Origin of the sequence: Paenibacillus silvae (genome assembly GCF_014639235.1) — a bacterium.
In the GTDB taxonomy this organism is placed as follows: domain Bacteria; phylum Bacillota; class Bacilli; order Paenibacillales; family Paenibacillaceae; genus Paenibacillus; species Paenibacillus silvae.
This window is the reverse complement of the sequence record NZ_BMFU01000014.1, coordinates 15083-36301: the sequence shown is the minus strand read 5'-3', so window position 1 is coordinate 36301 and position 21219 is coordinate 15083. Positions and strand designations below refer to the sequence as shown.

General features: G+C 48.2%; 13 protein-coding genes. 6 read left to right on the top strand and 7 right to left on the bottom strand.

Features of this window, described 5'->3' with window-relative positions:
- Positions 1-3 precede the first annotated feature (3 nt).
- The 3 genes from IEW26_RS26335 (at position 4) to IEW26_RS26325 (ending at position 1854) form a co-directional block, all read left to right on the top strand.
- Positions 4-534, top strand: coding sequence for a hypothetical protein (locus IEW26_RS26335; protein WP_188594542.1), 531 nt, complete (start codon positions 4-6; stop codon positions 532-534).
- A complete protein-coding gene (locus tag IEW26_RS26330; protein ID WP_188594541.1) occupies positions 518-931 on the top strand; it encodes a hypothetical protein in 414 nt (137 codons plus the stop codon). The genes IEW26_RS26335 and IEW26_RS26330 overlap by 17 nt, the downstream gene beginning before the upstream one ends.
- A gap of 134 nt (positions 932-1065) precedes the next feature.
- Positions 1066-1854 carry a formate/nitrite transporter family protein gene (locus tag IEW26_RS26325; RefSeq protein WP_145405964.1) on the top strand — a complete coding sequence of 263 codons (789 nt, stop codon included), beginning with the start codon at positions 1066-1068 and terminating at the stop codon, positions 1852-1854.
- Positions 1855-2030: 176 nt separating this feature from the next.
- Here the strand turns inward: IEW26_RS26325 and IEW26_RS26320 are convergent, their stop codons facing one another.
- The 5 genes from IEW26_RS26320 to IEW26_RS26300 form a co-directional block, all read right to left on the bottom strand.
- Complete coding sequence (locus IEW26_RS26320; RefSeq protein ID WP_145405938.1) at positions 2031-2483, bottom strand: GNAT family N-acetyltransferase; 453 nt, start codon at positions 2481-2483, stop codon at positions 2031-2033.
- A gap of 266 nt (positions 2484-2749) precedes the next feature.
- Positions 2750-7720, bottom strand: coding sequence for a DUF4132 domain-containing protein (locus IEW26_RS26315; RefSeq protein WP_188594540.1), 4971 nt, complete (start codon positions 7718-7720; stop codon positions 2750-2752).
- Positions 7721-7751: 31 nt separating this feature from the next.
- Positions 7752-8171 (bottom strand): hypothetical protein, encoded by a 420-nt coding sequence (locus IEW26_RS26310; protein WP_188594539.1) that lies wholly within the window; start codon positions 8169-8171, stop codon positions 7752-7754.
- A 325-nt stretch (positions 8172-8496) separates the two neighbouring features.
- Positions 8497-10626, bottom strand: a complete 2130-nt coding sequence (gene nasC, locus IEW26_RS26305) for an assimilatory nitrate reductase catalytic subunit NasC (RefSeq protein WP_188594538.1) — start codon at positions 10624-10626, stop codon at positions 8497-8499.
- 36 nt (positions 10627-10662) lie between these two features.
- Positions 10663-12846, bottom strand: coding sequence for an FAD-dependent oxidoreductase (locus IEW26_RS26300; RefSeq protein ID WP_188594537.1), 2184 nt, complete (start codon positions 12844-12846; stop codon positions 10663-10665).
- Between the two features lie 467 nt (positions 12847-13313).
- Here IEW26_RS26300 and IEW26_RS26295 point away from each other — a divergent pair, with 467 nt between their 5' ends.
- Positions 13314-14543 (top strand): nitrate/nitrite transporter, encoded by a 1230-nt coding sequence (locus tag IEW26_RS26295; RefSeq protein ID WP_188594589.1) that lies wholly within the window; start codon positions 13314-13316, stop codon positions 14541-14543.
- Positions 14544-14799: 256 nt separating this feature from the next.
- Here IEW26_RS26295 and fabF read toward each other — a convergent pair whose 3' ends face one another.
- Positions 14800-16038 (bottom strand): beta-ketoacyl-ACP synthase II, encoded by a 1239-nt coding sequence (fabF, locus tag IEW26_RS26290; RefSeq protein ID WP_188594588.1) that lies wholly within the window; start codon positions 16036-16038, stop codon positions 14800-14802.
- A 161-nt stretch (positions 16039-16199) separates the two neighbouring features.
- Here fabF and IEW26_RS26285 point away from each other — a divergent pair, with 161 nt between their 5' ends.
- Complete coding sequence (locus IEW26_RS26285) at positions 16200-17048, top strand: helix-turn-helix transcriptional regulator (protein ID WP_111268978.1); 849 nt, start codon at positions 16200-16202, stop codon at positions 17046-17048.
- A gap of 75 nt (positions 17049-17123) precedes the next feature.
- Entirely contained in the window at positions 17124-17798 is a 675-nt protein-coding gene (locus IEW26_RS26280; RefSeq protein WP_188594536.1) for a response regulator transcription factor, read from the top strand.
- A gap of 28 nt (positions 17799-17826) precedes the next feature.
- On the opposite strand, the gene IEW26_RS26275 is transcribed toward IEW26_RS26280, so the two are convergent.
- A complete protein-coding gene (locus IEW26_RS26275; protein WP_229730050.1) occupies positions 17827-20919 on the bottom strand; it encodes a response regulator in 3093 nt (1030 codons plus the stop codon).
- Positions 20920-21219 lie beyond the last annotated feature (300 nt).

Below are 21219 nucleotides of genomic sequence, written 5' to 3'. Positions count from 1 at the left end.
TACATGTCTACCGAAGAATTAAATAACCCATTAGATGCTCTTGATTTCGACTCAGCCTCTTCTCACGAAAAACAGGAAGCGCTCCGTCAGATCATTGAATTGCATGATCCTGAATTAACCCGGCGAGTGCTTTCTCTTGGCATGTGCACAGAGGAGGAGGATTTAGTTCGTATTGAAGCCTGGCGTGCTCTTGGTATGGCGGGAGCTTCACCGCTTCTAAATACGATTCGCGAAGCAGCAGGACAGTTGGTACGCAATGTGGAGGAAGACGAGGATGTGCAGATCTATGCTTTAATGACGTTAGCCCTGCTGCCCGTTACCGAGGCTGAAATTGAGCTGGCTCGGAATGTCATTGAATCGGACGCATATATTTTGCTCCAAAGCGCTGCCTTCGCTGTGATAAAAGCAAATAAACAGCTTCCCCAAGCTGTACATGCGCTGGAATCTCTCCAATCACATCCAGAGTTCGGTGCAGCGCCAAAAGGGAACTTCAATCTTTATCGGGACGTGAGAAACAATGAAATCCAACGATAAACAGCTTTCATCAGAACCGATTAAAGGACACTCGGCAGAAGAGGCGACGGAGGTTACTCAAGCCGTATACCTCACTCAAGGCGAGATTCATGCCATTCAGAAGGCCCTTCTTTTCCTCAAATTCGAATGCGAAGAGACCGCCTCATTGTTGTACGCGGGCAGTCCGTTATTGAATAGTGCACTAAGCAAAATGAGAGAAATCGATGTAAATAGCGAATTCATCCAAAAATTTCACGCTTGCCCCAATCCCCATGCAGCGGCTTTTATGCGTGAAAAGCTGGAGCGATCGTATGCCGAAGAACATGTTCCGCATGAGCGAACAGAAGAGCAACTGGCTGAAATCTGGCGCAGCTGCATGTTTCCTTTTCCCGTAGAGGCGCCCAAACCGCAATCCTAAACTTCAAATTCTTTTATTTCGGTGAACTATTGAAGTAAATTACAGGTATAATATAGAAAACTTAGGGCGAAAACGCTGAAGGAAGCGCATTTCAGGACAGCCCTAGATGATTTATTACATACAGGAGGCGAATGATGGAAACGGAAGGTTTACGCGGTGTGGAGCAGCTTGCTCTGAAGAAACACAAAATCTATAAACAAAGCCTGCTTCGATATTTGGCGCGCTCCATGCTGGCCAGCATGTTTATCGGCTTCGGCGTGATTGTCGCGTTCAAGACGGGAAATTTCTTCTATATGGAGAATTCCCCGTTTACATACCCTATGGCAGCGATCACCTTCGGTGCAGCAATTATCCTGATTGCTTACGGCGGCGGCGACCTGTTCACAGGCAACACCTTCTATTACACCTATGCGGCACTGCGCAAAAAGCTGCGCTGGTTCGAAGTCGTTAAACTGTGGATTGCGAGCTATAGCGGAAATTTGATGGGTGCGGCCGTGTTTGCCCTGCTGATCTATCTGACGGGACTGTTTGATTCGGCACAGGTTAACGGTTTCTTGCTGAGTGTGGTTGAGCACAAGATGGAAGCGCCAGCGATGCAGCTCTTTTTCCGCGGCATTCTCTGTAACTGGCTGGTATGCCTGGCCTTTTTCGTTCCGATGTTCATGAAGGAAAACGGTGCCAAAATGTTTGCCATGATGCTCTTTGTTTTTTGCTTTTTCATCTCCGGCTATGAGCACAGCATCGCGAATATGTGTACGTTTGCAATTGCGCTTGTGTTGAATCACCCGGGAACCATCTCGTTTGGCGGTGTAATTCACAACCTGGTGCCAGTGACTTTGGGCAATCTGGTGGGCGGCGTGCTGCTGATGGGCTTTATGTATTATGCAGTGAACAAACCGTTTCTGGACGATGAGACACATTGATTTTGAAAAAATACCCTCCCTCTCGCCTGGTCCAATGACCGCATCTGACAGGTAAGCCAAACCAAAACCCCCGGAAGTGTCTCCTATTTCAGGAGCCACCGCCGGGGGTTTTTAGCCTGTCACCAGCAGGATAACGGAATGAATCTCTTCACCGGAACATTATGAAAATCAAGCATCTAGCCACCTGTCCGCTTCATTTCGAGATGCAGCAGCGGAAACGGATTACCGGAACCATCCAGCTCCGACCGACCGATCTGCACGAATCCCATCTTCGCATAGAAGCGGGCGGCTCCTTCATTCTGCTCATTGACATCTACTCTAAGCTCGGTGCCTTTCATCTTCATCGTTTGAAAGACTAGAAATTTACCTACGCCTTGTCCCTGAAAATGCTCATCTACAAACAACATTTCAATGAAGCTGTTATCCAGACCAATGAACCCCATTGGCTCCTGCTCAGCATCCAGCACTTCCCAGACTTCAACTTGCTCTTGCTCCAAAACCTCACTCACCATTTGTTTATAAAATAGAATGTGATGCTCCTCCAGAAATGTATGTGTAGCTCGAACAGCACGCTCCCAGATTGCTACCAATTTGGCGTGATCCTGCTCCCGATAGGGTACCATTAACATGATGTAATTCACTCTCCTTTATCAAGTCACATGTAGTTAGGCACAAACTCCCGGTCATATTCATGATCGACTTCATGATGCAATCATTTTACATCCTTGGACCTTTGTACATTTTACCATATCCAGTATGTATAGGGCATCTGCAATTCACCAGCATTGTCATAACATCACGTATCAACTGATCCGATCTTGCTCATCACACCTGCCGTCCTTAACCAGAAAAACCGCCTCATTCGAGACGGCCTTTCCTTACTACATGTGTATAATTAGTGCTGCAGCTGAGCAAGAATCTGCGGATCTTTAATTTTTTGATCCTCTGATAACAGAACGATCTTGGACAAAATCTCGGCTGTTCTTGGATCTTCATCCAAAAACGGCAGGAAAATTCGTCCGCGATGCTGGCTGTGCACTGGCACAATGTGCAATGCACCTGATGCCTGCTTGAAGACATTGCCGCTTCCCAAATGAACAGCATATTCGCCCAGATTACCGTCGATACGTGCATAATTGCCATCCAGACGCACATTGTTGATTTTGAGCAGACGCAAGGATTCGTTCACAATGACATGACGCATCTCGATCGTTGTAAGGCTTGCCTCTGGATCAACACCGCCTACATGAGCAATGCTGACGACCAGATCAACATCACGCATAACCTCGGAGAAGAATACGGGCGGAACATCCTTTAATTCCACAGGTTTATACGTGCGGCGATCATAGAATTGCACCGTTTCCAGTGTAGGGGCTTCTGTATCAGCCGGAGAGAACCAGTCCGCCATCGCATAGAGATTAGCAATCAAGTTATACTCATAACTTACCTTTTGCAATCCCTCTTCATAACTTACGGTCCACTGACGGCTTTTCAGCAAGCTGGCCGTTTTGTTCGGCTGAATCTGATAACCGGCATACCTGCGGGATACCGTTCCTTGTGCAAGCTCATCCTCGTTCGGCAAATAGAGTTCACGGAAAACCTGCTTGAACGGCTGACGCTCCTGACGATCGAACAGTTCTCTCTGGAACTCGCTCCAGTTGCCGCTCTGATACAAATGCAGTGGATGGGCAATCAACAGCTGATCCCCTTTCTTCAGAGTATAAGCGACTTCCTCTGTCCCTGGAGCAATCAATCCATTAGTCTGCGCGTCAAATCTTCCAAGCTGCGCGCCCGATTGGAAGATCAATGTTTTTATCAGCGGCTGGATCACTGGATTGTTCATCAGATTGGCAATCTCCTGACAGGTAAAAGCCGTACCTGCGTTCATGGAGCGCTCCAGCTCCTGCTTGGCCCGGCGGTATTGATCAGCCAGATCAGACTTCAACTCTTTCAGTTCTGCAATGTAACCATCTTTTTTGAATCGTGCCGGCACAGATTTCAGCGTTTTGCATTTGCTGACAATAACCAGATCCGACTGGCCCTCATCATCAATAACGAGATGTGCCGTCGTATCTTCATCAAGTGCATGAGGTTCGAAATAAGATTTCATCTCATCCAGCTTGCGAGCCTCCATATCCCACATAAGGCGTGTCACATCGGCATAACCTGCATTACGTGCAAGATTGCCAAGTGCAATCTGGGACGCCAGCCCTTCGCTCGCACGGCGCTGCGCCCCGAACTGCTTGCTCTGCATCAGGAATTTCTGAATAAAGTCGTACCGCTCACGTAAATCCTGATCCCGATCTTCAGCTAGTGGAATCAAGCTATAGGTCAATAAATGATCCTTGTTGCGCTTGTCTGCAACGGAATCGCGCATTTCCTTCAGGTCCAGCTTGCCCAGCGCAGCATCAGCGAACAATTGTGATCTGCGATGATTAGCCCCGCCGGAGATGTACTTGGCACAATCGTACAGCAGATTGAAACGTTCTTCCCCCACTGCTGCATAGGCTTCTTCAAACCAGGCAATATCAAAGGCTCCATCATTAAAATCTTGTGCAGGGATTGGCGAGTAATGTGCCACAATGGTTTCCTTTTCCGCGGTAAACTGTTCGTTAATATGCGCATGGAAATACCATGCAGCACTACGAAGCCCTTCCCAGCCGAGATGTCTCGCTACCAGCTCCATCCATTGAGGCGCATACATCGCTGCCTCCAGCAGCTTTTTCTCGTTAAACGGGTACTTCCGGATCAATTCGCCCAGCAGCAGCTCATCTTCCCCAGCCCGAGGATAACAATGTTTAATCAGGTAACTGAACGTTTCTTTACGAGTCGTATTGTCCCCATAGCTATAGATATAACCACGCACAAAAGTATCCTGATCCATCGCAGAAACCAGATGTACCCAATGCTCCATGCCCTCGATTCGTTCCAGCTTCATCGCAAGCCCGCTTACTTCGGTGGACAATTCTCCCCGCGTCAGCTCAATCTCCAGAATGCGATTCACGGCAGTATCCCGCAGATGCATCAGCTTCGGATCATCTTGAATACGCTCTGTACGAGCCGATGTCATGTCACGGATGAAGACAAAACGATGATGTCCCATCAGCAGCTGCCGATATATTTCCTGATCATCAATCAGCTCTAACTGATATGCACGCAGGAAATCGTCCAGTGACAGCAGTGATAATGGATGGTAAGGCTCCACAAGATGTGAGAATTGATAGGCTGTCTGGAAAAAACGTTTGAAACTGTCATTGTCGTATACGTTGTTCTTCACAATATAATTCCACGGACCTGTCAGAATGTGCAGCATACCCGTTTCCTTCGCCAACTGCTCAGCTGGCATGCTAGAGATAATTGAAGCCCACGCTCTCTCAGAAGCCTCAAAAATCTCGCTTGAATCACAATCCAGAAACGCCGCCGAGATCAGAGCTTGAACCTGAAGCTTATACGGAAGAGCTTCCATCATTTCATGCAGCTTGATCATCTCGTTGATTGGGTAAATCTGCTCTGCAAATGTTTTGCGCCAACCCTCCAGCAGCGAAATCTTCCTTAATTCCTCATACTCATACTGGTTGACGTAGAAGGAGTAATGTTCATTCAGTTTGCTATTCAGCTTGCCTAGCTGTAATTCTACATACAACTGCAGCAGCTCCATATTCGTGAGCCCACTCTGCTCAAAATACTGCTTCCACACTTCAGGCAGCGGAAATTGGTCCAGTTCTTTTATTTTGGATCGTTCTGCATAAGGAACCATTGAGCGCAGACTGGCTCCGACAAGCAGTGTATCTCTGTACCCCGCATAATACTCCACAACATACTCATGATCCCTGTGTTCATGAACCAGTGCATTCAAGCCTTCCAGAATACTTTGGATCTTATCCAGCGATAGCCGAAAGATATCCTTCGGGCCACTGCCACTGTGGTCACGCTCTTCATCCAGCAGCAGTTCACGTCGATTCGGATCAAATAAACCATATCCATTGGAAGACGTGTAGCGGCTGCCTTCTTCAAGCAGTTTATCCAGCAGCTTTTGCTCCTTGGCTGTAGGCTTATCCAACTGCTCCGCCAAAGGCTTGAGCTGCTCCAATTGCTCTGCTCGTGCTTCATCCCCTTGAATCTCCGTTAACAGCTCAAGTGCTCCCAAACGCTGCAGTTCACTCTTCGCCTGGAGTAAACGCTCAACCGAGTCCTTCAACTTCTCAACCGGCTGCAGCAGCAGAACTTGAATAACCTTCTGTCGAAGAGAACCCGTTTTGAGCTTCAACAGTGCTTCCATCTGCTGTATCTCCTCGCTAATCAGCGAAAGCCGTTTTACTTTGATCAGTGCACTTTCACGATTGCTGATGCTCTTGTCGGATAAACTCTCAAACACAAACTGCCGCTGCACCTCATTATCAGGTTCCTGCACAAACTGGGATAACAGCTCGCCACGTAATTCAGGACTTAACCGATCCTTCAAGGCTATAACCTCTGCAATCCAGTCCGCATCCATATCATAAGCGGCCAGATATAACATTTTCTTGATTACGTCATCTGTTCCGATTCGATATTGAACATAATCCAGCACTCTGGAAGGTCCGCTTGCCCCACCCTTTGGAATGAAATCCAGCATCTCTTTAAACGAATCAAAGTCATGACGGCGTGCCTCTTTATCTTCAAGCACATCCCAGCGAGGCACATACACGCTGCGCTGGTGCTCTCCCTCTTCAAAGCTCCAGTTGTGCGTGTACGCCGCCGTATAATTTTGCACGACCCAGTGAATCAATTCAATATCTTGCACATTCAGTGTTTTGCGCGCCATCGCAAGACGAAGTCCCAAGTGCTGGCTGTTAGCCAGAATATACTGTGCTACAATTTTCTGATACAGTTCACCCTGATCCATAATCTCACCAATTTTGCTTTGAAGATCATTCTCTTCAATAACAGCTGTAGCCCACAGGCTGATGTATAGTTTGTTCGCATTTTTCTCCTGCCGCCATGCCTCGCGAACTTCCTCATGAACAAGTGCCTCGTACGCCTGTTCGGCCAGTTGAGACACTACACGCTGGTTCACAGCTTCAAGCCCGAGTCCGGTCCATACCCCCAAAGCTCTAACGACAGAACTGAACCGGGTCAGGTTGTTGTCCAGAATTATTTTTAATATGTAAATATACGCTTCAAGCGTCCCTTCGTCCATGCGTTCCACAATGCTCTGGCGCAGTCCCTCCTGCAGTCTCGCCGCAATCAAGAGCTCACCGATCATATGATAAGCATCCGTCTGCTCGCTCATGAGCATGCCCTTGATCATTTCACCTGTCAGCAATGCAGCCTGGTTATCCCCGTAAATTATGTCGTGCAGCGCCTGCTTGACTTCAGCATTATGATGATCCAGTTCATAGGCAATACAATCCGGCAGCACACTACGGTATTCATACAGATTAAACTTATCCTGCTCACGAAGGGTCAGGTAATCCATCAAGTGTAAACCTCTGGCCTCCATGCGAAATAAACCGAGCAGCTTCCGCAGCACATGAACGACATGTTGCCTTGGATCGGAAGTCCGGAAAGGCCGGCGTTCGTAGCTGGTGCTGTAAGGATAGAGCGTTGCGCCTTCGGCAATATAACGGAATCGGGCAACAAACGAATCATCGGTCAGGTGCTCCAGCACTTCAATAATAGGCTGAAACAGAGGCTGCTGCTTCTCCAATGCGAGACTGACCAGCAGTCTTTCCGCATTGAAATAACTCTCTTCATCCCCACGCAAATACGTTGACTCTGCCAAGGTGATGATATATTTCGACAATTCCAGCTGCGGTCCGGTAAAAGCACCTGCTTTCTGCTGCAATCCTTCAATATACGTTTGTACCTGATCTTCCTGATTCATTCTGTTCTCCTCCTTGTCATCCTGCTTCTTCCTACCACAAACGTCCAGCTAACATCGTAAAACGAATAAAGGCCACATCAGCTCCATCCTCAATCGTCAGCGGCTCATCCAGCGCTTCGAGCTCCCGCTCATTCAGAAATACTTTGTAAAGTCCGTCTTCATATGCCAGTATCGCGGCTTCCTTCGCCTCTGCCAGATCAGGAATACCCTCACCGTTTACCGTTCCAAAAGCAACCTTGCCCGCAGCGCCCTGAGCCCCGATCTCCTCCGGCATCAGATAAGCAAGCATGGACGAAGTATTTTTTCTATCCTCGAAAGCTTGCACCTGCACTTCGACCATGTTTTCGATAAGAAGCCGAAGGGTGCAGGTTGTTTCCGGAAGTACAACTGCTTGTCTGGCAAGAGCCGGCTTGCGTTTCCCCAAACTTTTTACCGTAACCCATATATTCAACGAAATGTGCCTCCCTTCATCGAATGCTGCACAAATCCAATTTAAACCAGCTGCATGCAACCTGTAAAACCCTAAATGAATATCCGAAATCCGGACAGTTCAAAACAAACGAAATGCGTACATATGTACCCCTGATGAACATCATAACGAAAATATAAGTCTCTTTCATGAGCCCATAATCATGTTTACATGGAACCTGCGAACTAGTACATATTTGCGCATAAAACGCAAAAAGCCACTCCCCCTGCATAATCAGGGATGAGCAGCTCGGAAGCGCCTAACATGATATTCGCGCATTTTAATACCGTTTTTCCGCTGGAGCGTATCATACCAGACGCAACGGTTGAATCCTGACCGCGGCTGTCTTGAATCCAGGCATGCGGCAAACGGGGTCCAGTTCCGGCCTTGTTGCCCGGTTCACATTCTGAATACCACCCCAGTGCATAGGTACAAACAAGGTATCATTCCGGATGGACTCCCTGATTCGGGAACGTACAGTGAATGTCCCATAAGCAGACGTGATCTCTACCCATTCACCGTCACGAATGCGGTGACGAGCTGCTGTTGCCGGATGCAGCTCCACAAAGTTCTCCACCTCGCGAGCGGATAGAGCCGGACTTCTGCGAGTCTGTACACCCGTCAGATAATGAGGAAGAATTCTCCCATTCGTCAGAATCAGGGGATATTCATCTGAAACATCGTCCCAGCCTAGACTTGAGCCCAACGTAAATGCAGCCTTTCCGTCAGTATGAGCGAATCGTTCGCGGAACAATAAGCCCTCTCCTTGATGCTCCGCAGAAGGACAGGGCCAGTACACCCCCTGCTCCTTACGCAGACGCTCATAGGTAATGCCATAATAATCTGCCTTACCACCACGGCTTGCCACTCGTAACTCATTGAAAATATCCTCCGCCTTATCGAAATCAAACCCCGAGCCCTTGCCCAGCTTCGTTGCAATTCGGCATAAAATAACCCAGTCATCCAATGTCTCTCCCGGTGCAGCTCTCCCCTGTTCCCGCAGAAGAACACGGCCCTCCAGATTCGTAAGTGTACCCTCATTCTCCATATAGGCCGTTACTGGCAAAACAATATCCGCCAACCGGGCTGTTTCGGACAAAAACATATCTGCTACGACCAGCAAATCAAGCTTGCGCAGCCCTTCCTCCACCAGACGAACGTTGGGGTTAGAAACGACCGGGTTGGAGCCCATAACGAGCAAGGCACGAATATGCTGTTCATGAATGCGTTCCATCATCTCATAAGCCGATACACCTTTACCCGGCAAAGCCTCGGGTTCTACACCCCAAACCGACGCTATATAGGCCCGATCCTCCGCATTTTCTATAGAACGATATCCTGGCAGCTGATCCGCCTTCTGCCCATGCTCTCGTCCTCCCTGCCCATTTCCTTGCCCGGTAACTGCACCATATCCACAGCCTGTTCTTCCGATTTTTCCAGTTGCCAGCACCAGATTCAGAAAACGGCGAACAGCCATATGTCCATCCGTTTGCTGCTCCACCCCGCGTGCAGTCATAATCATGCCCGTTTGTGCATTTCCGAAAGCGATCGCGGCCTGCCTTATCATGTCCAGTTCAACCTCGCACGCGGTCGCAGCCTGTTCAAGCTGCAAATTTCCCATCTGCTGCGCCAGCTGTTCATATCCACTGGTTCGTTGTTTAACAAACGCGGAATCCACCAAATCTGCCTCCATGATCACCTTCAGCATCGCATCAGCCAAGAGTGCATCCATACCAGGCTTCACCTGCAAGTGAAGATCAGCAATCGCAGCGGTTGCCGTCTTGCGAGGATCAATGACGATGATCAATGCTCCGTTCTCTTTGGCCTCGTTAAAATAAGGCAGCAGTGTCGGCTGACACTCGGCTATATTCGTGCCCGCCAGAATAATACATTCGGCCTTGGGAATGTCCGACAGCGGGAAGGTTAAACCGCGGTCGATCCCGAAAACTTTACTGCCAGCAGAAGCGGCAGCTGACATGCAGAAACGGCCATTATAATCAATGTACTTGGTGCCAAGCGCAACCCGGGCGAATTTGCCAAGCAGATAGGCCGTTTCATTTGTTAATGATCCACCTCCGTATACACCAACGGTATCTGGCCCATAAGTATGCTGAAGCTGCTGCACACGATCCGCAATGGTCTGAAGTGCCTCATCCCAAGAGCACGGCTGCAATTCCCCCTGGCGGCGGATAAGCGGCTGCATCAATCGCTCGGAACTGAATACCTGCTGATGAGCATTCAGGCCCTTTACACACAAGCGACCTTGTGAAGCCTTGTTTGGCAAGCCTTGAACCGCGTACTCCGCACGTCTCTGACCAGCAACAGGCGCAGCCAGCTCTTCCACCGACATCTTGCACTGCACGCTGCAATAAGGGCACTGGGTTTCTTTTACCACTAATTTGGACAACGCTTGTTCCGTATCTGCTGTTCCGCTCATACTTCCCCCTGCCTTTCTGAATAATGATTCGAAGCTTCACGCCTCAATCTGAAACTGAACCGCATCAACTGACATTTGCGTTCCGTCAAGCTTAACACTCGCGACATGCACACGCTCCTGCTCCCGATTAAGTACAAGCTCCTGTTGAAATCGTGTATCCAAAAGTATTTCCCGAATGGACATGCTTCCGAGTCGATCCATCCAGGCCCATAATGGTTCATCGAACCACGCCGTTTGTCGGTACCATTGCAGACAGGCTGAGGCAAGCTGCGCAGCTTCCCCGATTGATTCAACCGTGCCCAGAAGAAAACCTTGCTTCACAGGATGACCCGCATGACCACCTGCGTAAATCTCCCACCCTGCCGGAGAAGCCAGCAGGCCGATATCCGTAACCAGCACAGGAACGAATGATTCTGGACCCGAAGCGATCGTTATAATCACTTTGTATGGCATTGCTGCGTCCTTCCATAAGCTAAGAAGCTCTGACTGGACTTTCCCCGTACTGGAGATACACGCTGTGGATGAACTGTGTTGATCTGATAACATGTGAATGTTATTCTTCGTATCCATCTCAGGCTGTGTGTTCCCTGACATATGAGCATAAAATTGAATAGCGGCAAAACATACTGGACACCCCTGTTCCGAGTTCCAATTCAACTGCTTCAGGATCGAAGTCAAGTCATTGCCAATCTTCATCCACAACCCACTTAGCTGATGCTTCAGCTCTTCATGTCCCATATCCGTGCAACGGCATACAGGCATTACTGCCTTCTTTTGAAAATCGCGTGAATCTGTACTTGCAGCAGCATCTTCATTAACCATTCCACGTTTCGCGTGTTTCAGCAGCGCGCCCACCATCGGTCTACAGCCGCCACAGGAGCCAGAGGCTTTGGTTTGCAACTTCACTTGCTCCTCCGTCTCCAGCCCCTGCTCATGAATAGCCTTCAAAATGAATGCTTTGCTTACATTGTTGCAGGCACACACTGTTTCGTGACCCGGAAGCGCAGCTGCAGCCATCTCAGCCGGATCAGGCGCTCCTTCCCGGGGGGCAAGCTCTGCAGCATCAGCCCCACGCTGCACCAAGGCAAGCAAAGCCGTTCCCTCAGCCGTATTTCCAAACAAAATGGCCCCCTTCACCTTGCCACCCTGCATCAGCACTTTTTTGTACGTCCCCTGTATGCGATCTAAATGCTGTACCGCCGTCTGCATGCCCTCCCCGTTGACCTCTCCTGCCGAGAATACATCTACACCCGATACTTTGAGCTGCGAATAAGGAACGGAGCCTGCATATCCTGCTGTCTTTTGTCCACACAAAGTACGCGCGAGCACTTTACCCTGCTCATACAGAGGTGCAACCAGGCCGTAACTGATTCCCCGATGCTCTGCACATTCTCCAACAGCATATATATCAGGCAGACTCGTGCGCATGTAATCATCAACCGTAATTGCACGATTCGTGGCAATACCACTTCTTCTCGCCAGCTCAACATTTGGCCGAATGCCAACAGCGACCACAACGACCTGTGCCTCCAGCTTCGAACCATCTGTAAAAAGCAGCCCCTGGGCTTGTGAACGTCCGGTAATTTTCTGTGTATTTTTATTTAAAAGAAAGGACATCCCCTGAGCTTCAAGCTCATGCTGAAGCATCGCTCCAGCCTTAACATCCAGCTGCCGGTTCATGATATAAGGCGCATTATGGACTACCACCGCTTCCATGCCCAGATGCAGCAGCCCGCGTGCAGCCTCCAGTCCCAGTAACCCGCCCCCGATCACGGCAGCTTTACTGAACTCCTTGGAGTAGTGGGACATGCGGTTACAATCATCTATCGTTCGGAAAGACATCACACGGTCCTTTTCAATCCCCGGAATCGGCGGCATATATGGAGAGGAGCCTGTGGCCAAGATAAGAATATCGTACGTTTCCTTTTTGCCGGATGCTGTTTCGATGAATTTACGATCTGGTTCAATCCTGTGCACAGTCTCCCCTGTACACAGCCTGATCTTACGCTCCGCATACCAAGTCCAGTCATGAATGATGATATCCTGTAAGGAATGCTCTCCCTGAAGCACTTTGGATAACATGATTCGATTGTAGTTGGGGCGAGGCTCGGTCCCGTAGATGACGATCTCGTACATATCCGGTTCGAGTGCAACGATCTCATCTACACATTTCACACCTGCCATGCCATTGCCGATTACAACCAGTTTCCTTTTATTCACGGGACGGCCCCCTTTCTCGGAATCTAACAGAATAGTCCTTTTCGGACTTAAACAGAACAACCCCTTTTCGGATCTAAACAGAATAACCCCTTTTCCTTATGGGGAAAAGGGGCCTCATTGCCTCCGCTCTACACGCCATTGTGTAGATTCTTATTAAGTTCAGATTAAGGGAATTTATTTTTAGTGTCAACTAAATTAACGCAATAAGAGTGAAATTCGCTCAAAAATAAATATTTTAAAACTTTATGTTATTTTTATTGACATAATCTTTTCTGCTTTTTATAATTTGAATCAAAATCACAGTGTTGTGATCACCTCAGAAGCGGAAAACACAAAGACGTGTACCGCTGTCGGCAACGGGGCCGCAAATCGTTCTGGTATCAGGACGGCTTGCGGTCTTTTTTTGCCTGAACGAAGCCATAGAGACATAACAAAGAACCTATCTGGATGAGGAGCGATGAAGAATGATGGAGAGCAAGAGTTTTTGGAAAAGCGGGCATAAGCCCACACTATTTGGAGCATTTATGTATTTTGACATCAGCTTTATGATCTGGGGCATGCTCGGTCCCCTCGCCGTTATTATCGCCATGGATTACCCGATGACTCCATTGGAAAAAGCAAACCTTGTCGCCCTGCCAATTCTCGGCGGCTCCATCCTGCGACTTGTGCTCGGCTTCATGTCCGACTATATTGGCCCCAAGCTGACCGCACAGATCGGTATGATTGTCACACTTGTTCCTTTGCTGCTGGGCTGGCTGTGGGTTGATTCTCTGGGTCAGCTCTATGTCGTCGCTCTTCTGCTTGGCGTAGCCGGTGCCTCATTTGCAGCTGCACTCCCCCTTGCAGGCCAATGGTATCCCAAAGAGCATCAAGGTCTGGCTATGGGGATTGCCGGAGCGGGCAATAGTGGAACGGTGCTCGCCACGTTATTCGCTAATCGACTTGCCACTCATTTCGGCAGCTGGGAGGTTGTTTTTGGACTAGCAATTATTCCGATTGTAATTGTATTTGTACTTTTCTCCCTCTTCGCCAAAAACAGTCCGAATCGCCCTGAACCGAAAAAGCTTTCCCAATATGGAGCTTTGTTGAAGCAAAAGGATGCATGGGTCTTCTGTGCCTTTTACTGTGTCACCTTTGGCGGCTTCGTTGGACTATGCAATTATCTGACCATTTTCTTCAACACCCAATATGGATTATCCGCCGTTCATGCCGCTGATATTACTACTTTCTGTGTGATTGCAGGCAGCTTCTTCCGGCCTGTTGGCGGTTTTCTGGCTGACAAAATCGGGGGGACCCGAATGCTGATCTTTTTGTACACAGGAGCCTGCATTATGCTCCTCGGCGTTTCCTTCCTGCCTCCTCTGCCGGTTGTTATCGTAATGCTGTTCCTTGGCATGATGTGCCTTGGAGCAGGGAACGGTTCCGTATTCCAACTGGTTCCACAACGCTTTGGCAATGAGATCGGTCTGATGACCGGCATTGTAGGGGCTGCCGGTGGATTAGGCGGTTACGCACTGCCACTTATTCTGGGTCAGCTGTACAGCACCTATCAATCGTACACACCGGGCTTTGTCAGCCTTAGTCTCATCGCCGCTGCCTCTCTGTGTCTCGTGCTTTTCATGCAAGCCCGCTGGCGGGTAAGCTGGTTGAGCAGAGGCAGCAAGGGTATAGCCGACTCGACTTCACTGACGTCCTGATCCTCTGCTCACCTATATAAACAAACAGCGCTAGCCAACAGGGCAGCGCTGTTTGTTTTATATAAGTTGCACTATTTATTTACACGTGAACGAAGAGGACAGAAAAAACCTGAAAAAGCGGAGCGGTCGCCTTTATCACCGGATTTTTCCCTTTGGAATACAGAATTCAAAAAATCTGGGGATAACAGCGATTAGAAGGTTGTTCTGTCATCGGAGTGGATGGTGTAAAATCTTTAGTTCAACTTATAAAGTTGATTCAAGACACATACTTCCGAAGAATAATAACCGCATTATGCCCGCCGAAGCCGAAGGAGTTGGACATGCCAATCTGCAGGTTCGCCTCTCTGGCAACGTTCGGGACATAATCCAGATCGCATTCTTCATCTTGCTCTTCCTGGTTAATCGTTGGTGGAATGACGCCATGCTGCAATGTTTGTACGAGGGATATTGCTTCTGCCCCTCCAGCTGCACCAAGCATATGCCCTGTCATGGATTTATTGGCTGTAACAGGAATACGATACGCAGCATCTCCAAAGAGCTGTTTAATCGCTCTCGTTTCCGATAAATCCCCTGCCTCTGTGCTGGTCGCATGAGCGTTAATGACATCAATATCATCTGGCCCCAGCTCCGCGTCACGCAGTGCAGCCCTCATCGCCAGAAAAGCTCCTCTGCCTTCAGGGTGAGTGGCTACCATGTGATACGCATCAGAGGTGGCTCCATACCCGGTAACCTCGGCGAGAATATTCGCTCCCCTTGCCAGCGCATGAGACAAGGATTCTACAACCAGGACGCCTGCCCCTTCAGCCATAACAAATCCGTCTCTCCTGCCATCGAACGGTCGGCTTGCTGCTGTATAGTCTTCGTTTCTGGTTGATAAAGCTGTTGCATTGCCAAAACTCGCAAGGGATATTTCCGTAACTGCTGCTTCCGTCCCGCCGGCAAAAATAACATCTGCTCCGCCGTGCCGTATCAGCCTGAACGCCTCACCGATAGCCGTATTTCCGATGGAGCAGGCTGTTACCGGGGAAAGCGTTGGCCCCCAACAGTCAAATCGCATGCTCACCGCTGCTGCTGCCATATTGGATATCATCATCGGTACAAGCGTGGGGCTGACTCTACCGGCTCCCCGCTGCGTTAATACATTTCCCTGTTCCATCAAGGTCTGAATGCCTCCAATACCAGAGCCAATATATACCCCGACGCGCTCCCGATCCATTGAATCGAGCACAAGACCCGAATGAATCAATGCCTGATCGGCCGCCGCAACAGCAAATTGTACAAACCGGTCCATACGCCGTGCTTCCTTTCGTCCAAAAAGAGCTTCACCGTCAAAATTACGCACCATACCACCGATTCTTGATTTATATAATCCGCTGTCCAGATGTTCAATCGGAGATATGCCAGACTTCCCTTCCTTCAATGCATTCCAGAATGTATGCACATCATTCCCGAGCGGTGAGATCACACCCATCCCCGTAATCACAACACGTTCTATCGTCATTCCCGTGGTTCTCCCTTCTAATTGTCCTTTAATTATCTTTAATTTTCTGTTTCCTGAGGCTTATGCATTCATAGTGCCATGTTTGTATATCCTATTACAAGTTGTCATTTATCATAGTATAATGAGTACCATGATAGAGTGGAAGGAATGATGATATGAGTGAAACGACTCGCTTGCAGGCCTTATCTGCTTTCTTGAAGACACAACGTTCCAGATTATCCCCGGAATCCGTTGGTTTACCTGCCGGAGGACGGCGAAGAACTCCAGGCCTGAGAAGAGAAGAAGTGGCCCAACTGGCTGGAGTAAGCACCACCTGGTATACCTGGCTGGAGCAAGGACGAGGCATTCAGGTCTCTCATGCGGTGCTCGACAGCATCGCTTCTGCCTTAAGACTCACTGCCGATGAACGGAAGTATTTGTTTTCACTTGCTATGGAGCATTATTCCGATCTGCCTGCTCCGGAGCCGGACACCTTTCAGCTACATCCGTCCCTGCAGAAAATTTTGCAGGAGCTTAGGTACTGTCCAACCATTATCTCGGATCGGCGCTGCTTTATTGTGGGATGGAACGAAGCGGCCGCACAGGTCTTTATGAACTTTGAACAAATCCCGTTGGAGCAGCGCAATATGATTAGTCTGTTATTTGACCGGAAGGAGCTGCGCAGGCTTGCCGTGAACTGGGAAGACTTTGTAAGTGGATTTTTATCTATTTTCCGTGGCTATTATGGTCGTTATGTCGACGATGAATGGTATAATTTATTTTTGGATGACATGATAGAACGCCACCCTGATTTTCACACATTATGGAAACAAAGCAGCGTGAGCAGTGCTCCTGATGTATGGATCGAATTCAGGCATTCCAAAGCAGGAAAAATGCTGTTTGATCTGACCTCATTACAGGTGCAGGGCAATGCCGATTTGCGCTGCAGCATCTATACTCCGGCACCGGAAACCGCAACAGAACGCAAGCTGAAGCAATTGTTGGAACGTGGCAGTGAGGCTTGAACAGCAGGGCTATTAACGGAAAGACGGCATAAACAGCCAATATATCTTTAAAACGTGGTTTGAGAAAGGGACATCATGACCAAAGTGCTTATTATTGAGGACGACAACATGCTGGGTGATACATTATGCCTGTATTTACAAGGGGAAGAATACGAAGTATGTCGGGTTGATACCATTGGGAGAGGCCTTTTGCAGCTTGAAAACCGACCGGATATCATTTTACTGGACTTGATGTTACCCGATGCCAGAGAGAAACATCCCTGCGCACTGATGCGTGAACACACCTCAATCCCGATCATTGTCATATCTTCATTAACCGAGGTTTCCGAGCGTATTCGCTCCTTAACCGGAGGTGCGGATGATTTTGTATGTAAACCCTTTAGTATGCAGGAATTGAAAGCACGCATCGAGGCTGTACTCCGCAGGTATACGCTGCTGAAAAATTCCTCCGTTGTCGAACTTGAGCCTGGCATATCGCTCGATCTGGCTCGCCGAACGATTCTGCTGAATCATCGTAGAATAGAGACGACCTTTTCAGAATTCGAAATAATGAAGCTGTTTGTGGCTCATCCCGGCAAGGTGTTCAGTCGATACGCCCTCATCGAGGCTATCCGCGGGATTGACGCCTATATCCATGATCGAACAATAGATGTACATATTACGAACTTGCGCAAAAAGATTGAAGATAACCCGAAAAACCCCCAATATATTCAAACGGTATGGGGGGTCGGGTATAAATTCACACCATAAGCAGGCTAACATAGCCTGGGCACAGTGATTACCACGGTAGCGATTCAATAATCAAATCAATTTCCTGCTGTACCTTCTGCAGCAAAAATTTCAGCTCCGTTTCCGAGAACGGAGCTGACAACTGCGCTTCGAGACGAAGCACGGCCTGCAGCAAATTTACAGCATGCAGATGAGCAGCAACACCTACGAGAGAATGCGTACTTCGTACGGCGAAATCCATCTTCGACTGATGCAGACCGGTCTCCATTCTGGAGTCGAAATCCCTGTATTCAAGAGAAAACCGGGTCAGTGCATACTGAAGAAGGTGTGGTTTGTCGTCCATCTGTTTCAGTGCTTTTTCTGCTTCTATTCCCTTGATTTTAAATATGCCCTTCAGACCAATCCAGTTATCTAATATGGATCTGATCTGTTTTTCATCAATCGGTTTGGTCAGAACGGCATTCATGCCGGCCACGATACATTCTTCACGCCCTTTCTCTGCTCCGTTTGCGGTAAGTGCAATGACAGGAGTCTGGTCATACTGTCTCATTTGTCGAATTTGTTTGACCGCCTCGATTCCGTTCATTTCCGGCATATTCAAATCCATCAGGACCAGCTTCCACTGCTGAGTGTGCAGTTTACTCAGAACCTCTCTTCCATTATTCACGACGCAGACATCGTATCCTAACTGCTGCAGCATTGCACGGATAGCGATCTGGTTGATCTCATGATCCTCCGCTACTAAAATGGAGCCTCGCTTTATCTGCTCAGGCTGTTCATCGTCCGATCGCATCGGGCTCATCTGCTGTACCTCTTCATGCTGAAAAGCAAGTAATGCTTCAAAGAGTCCGACACGAGTCATTGGCTTGAACAGAATGACCTGGGGGGTACTGTAATGCTGCTCACTTGCCACTGCAATTTCACTGGTCGCATGTGTATATCCAAACACCTGAATCCGGGAATGCCGCAGCCGGACCATCAGCCTGCTCCAGTCCGGATCAAAATGTATATGTTCTGTATCCATATCCAGCATAATCAACAGGCAATGTGATTCCTCTTCTTCTCGTTCATCCTCAACATGTTCGAGCACCTGTTGAAGAGAAACGTACACCTCGGGCCGAAGACCAAACGAACGCAGCATCTGCTCCAGATTCTCAGCCACTCTCAGGTCACTGTCCACAATAATTACATCACTGACAGCATACAATAAAGGGTAGGTAGGAAGGAATGATCGTTCTTCTGATTCCGTCAATTCATACATCAGGTCAAACGTAAATATGCTGTATTCACCAAGCACACTTTCTACTTGCAAACTGCCCCCGAGGGAGGTAACGAGGAGATAACAAATAACCAGGCCCAATCCAGAGCCGCCATACTTTCGATATGTCGAAGGTTCAGCCTGGCTAAAGGGTACAAATAAACGCTCCATCTGTTCAGATGAAATTCCGATTCCTGTATCTTGAACCTCAAAACGAACTTCGACACTTTTTTCTTCAAATGCAAGCACTTCTGCATGCAAAATAACGTATCCTTGATCCGTAAATTTAATGGCATTACCCAGAAGATTGATAAGTACCTGCTCCAGTCGAAACGGGTCACCAAGCACCGTTAAAGGCAAATCGGGATCAGTCTGAAAAATGACTTTGATATCCTTGTGCCCGATAGCAGTGCTGATCTGATCCGCCACACGTTTAAAAACCTCCTCCAATGAGAACGGTATATGCTCCACATTAAATCTCCCGGCTTCAATCCTGGAGAAATCCAGGATATCCTTGACCAGATTGAGTAAGGACTGAGAGGAGACCATGATTTTGCTCACATAATCCAGCTGCTGCGTGGTAAGATCCGTTCGCCGTAACAATGAACTGAAGCTGGTAATACTATTCAGTGGTGTTCGCAGCTCATGACTCATTAGAGCCAGAAATTCACTCTTTGCCTGACTCGCCTTGTCGGCCTTCATACGTCTGTATTGATCTGTAACATCCTGAAAAACCGCTCTAATCTGCTCTCTGGACCTGGATGACTTGAGCGGATGCAGATGAACACGAACGTGCAGCTCTTCACTTTCCCCTATACGGAAGATTAACTCCGTCTCTTGTGCAGTTCTGGATGACAGTGTTTTTTTCAGAACCGTGAACCAGCATTCCACTTTTTCCATCACAAGCAAATCTCCAAGCTCACGTCCGATCACCTGCTCCCTGTCCGCCTGAAGAACATCAAGAAATTTCTGATTCATTGACACGATTGTGCCCCTGTTGTCCAGACCCGCCACCCAATTCGCAGATACTCGCTCCAGCATGCGATAACGCTCTTCACTCTCCTGAACTCTGCGTCTGACTGCTCGATGCTCTGTAATATCAAGTCCGTATCCAATGACATACTTCACCACTTCGTCTTCTACATACGGGCCTAATTTGACAAGTGCATAGTTCCCCTGGTGCTCGATCTCAAAAAAAAAGGATTCGCCTTTCCAGGCCCTGTTGAACTGTGTTTTCAGAAACTGAATTTTCTCCGGCGGCAGAACATTAATCGTGCCCAGCTGAAAGCTTTCCTCCAGACTACGCATATCCATATCTAACCGAGACAACATCTCTCCTTCCAGCAAAAGAAATTCAAATTTCCCGTTCACTTTGCGTACTTTAAAAGTGAATCCTGGCTGCATACGGAGCATCTTGATCATCTCCTGCTCCTTCTGGACCACCAGCTGTCTGTAAAAATGATTCTGATTCAGGAAATAGATGAACAATACAAGCAGAAGCATACCGAGGAAATGGCACAACAAGACGATTCCCCGGCTTTGGAGGGTTGAGGGGTCAGAGGTGACTAAAGTGGTCAACTGATAAGCTGAAATCAGCAGTAATGACCCGGATGTCCAGCGGTTGACAAAACCATGAATATACTTGAAATTCAGCGTAATTATGAGTACAAACACTACCTCGTACATGGCATACTGCCAATTCTCTATCGAGGGCCACAGTCCCACATTGAGCCGAAACATCCATAAGCCGGCGAATGTAATAAATGCCGTTCCTCCTCCACCATAATAGGCAGCCAGAAGATAGGCAACAGAACGGAAGTTAAGCACCGTACCGTCTTCTAGTACAATGGAGAAATAGTATAGAACCGTACCCAGCATACTCATAGAAATACCTATAATCACTTTTGAGGTAAACGACAATTCCCGTCGATTGTTCAATTGATTTAGATAGTGATGAACCAGAAAAACAATAATCAGTATTAATGTAAAATTTAAAACCAGATCGCGCAGCAAAGTTCACCATCCAAGTTACGACTTCAGTATTGCTTAATATAGATAAATAAATATAGATAAGGACAGGCCCGATTCACGATTTTCACCTCATTAATAATCAAATCATATTACGCAAAACTTTTGTATTCAATTGCGGATATTGACCTGGTTTCATGCACTCTTCCATCCTTT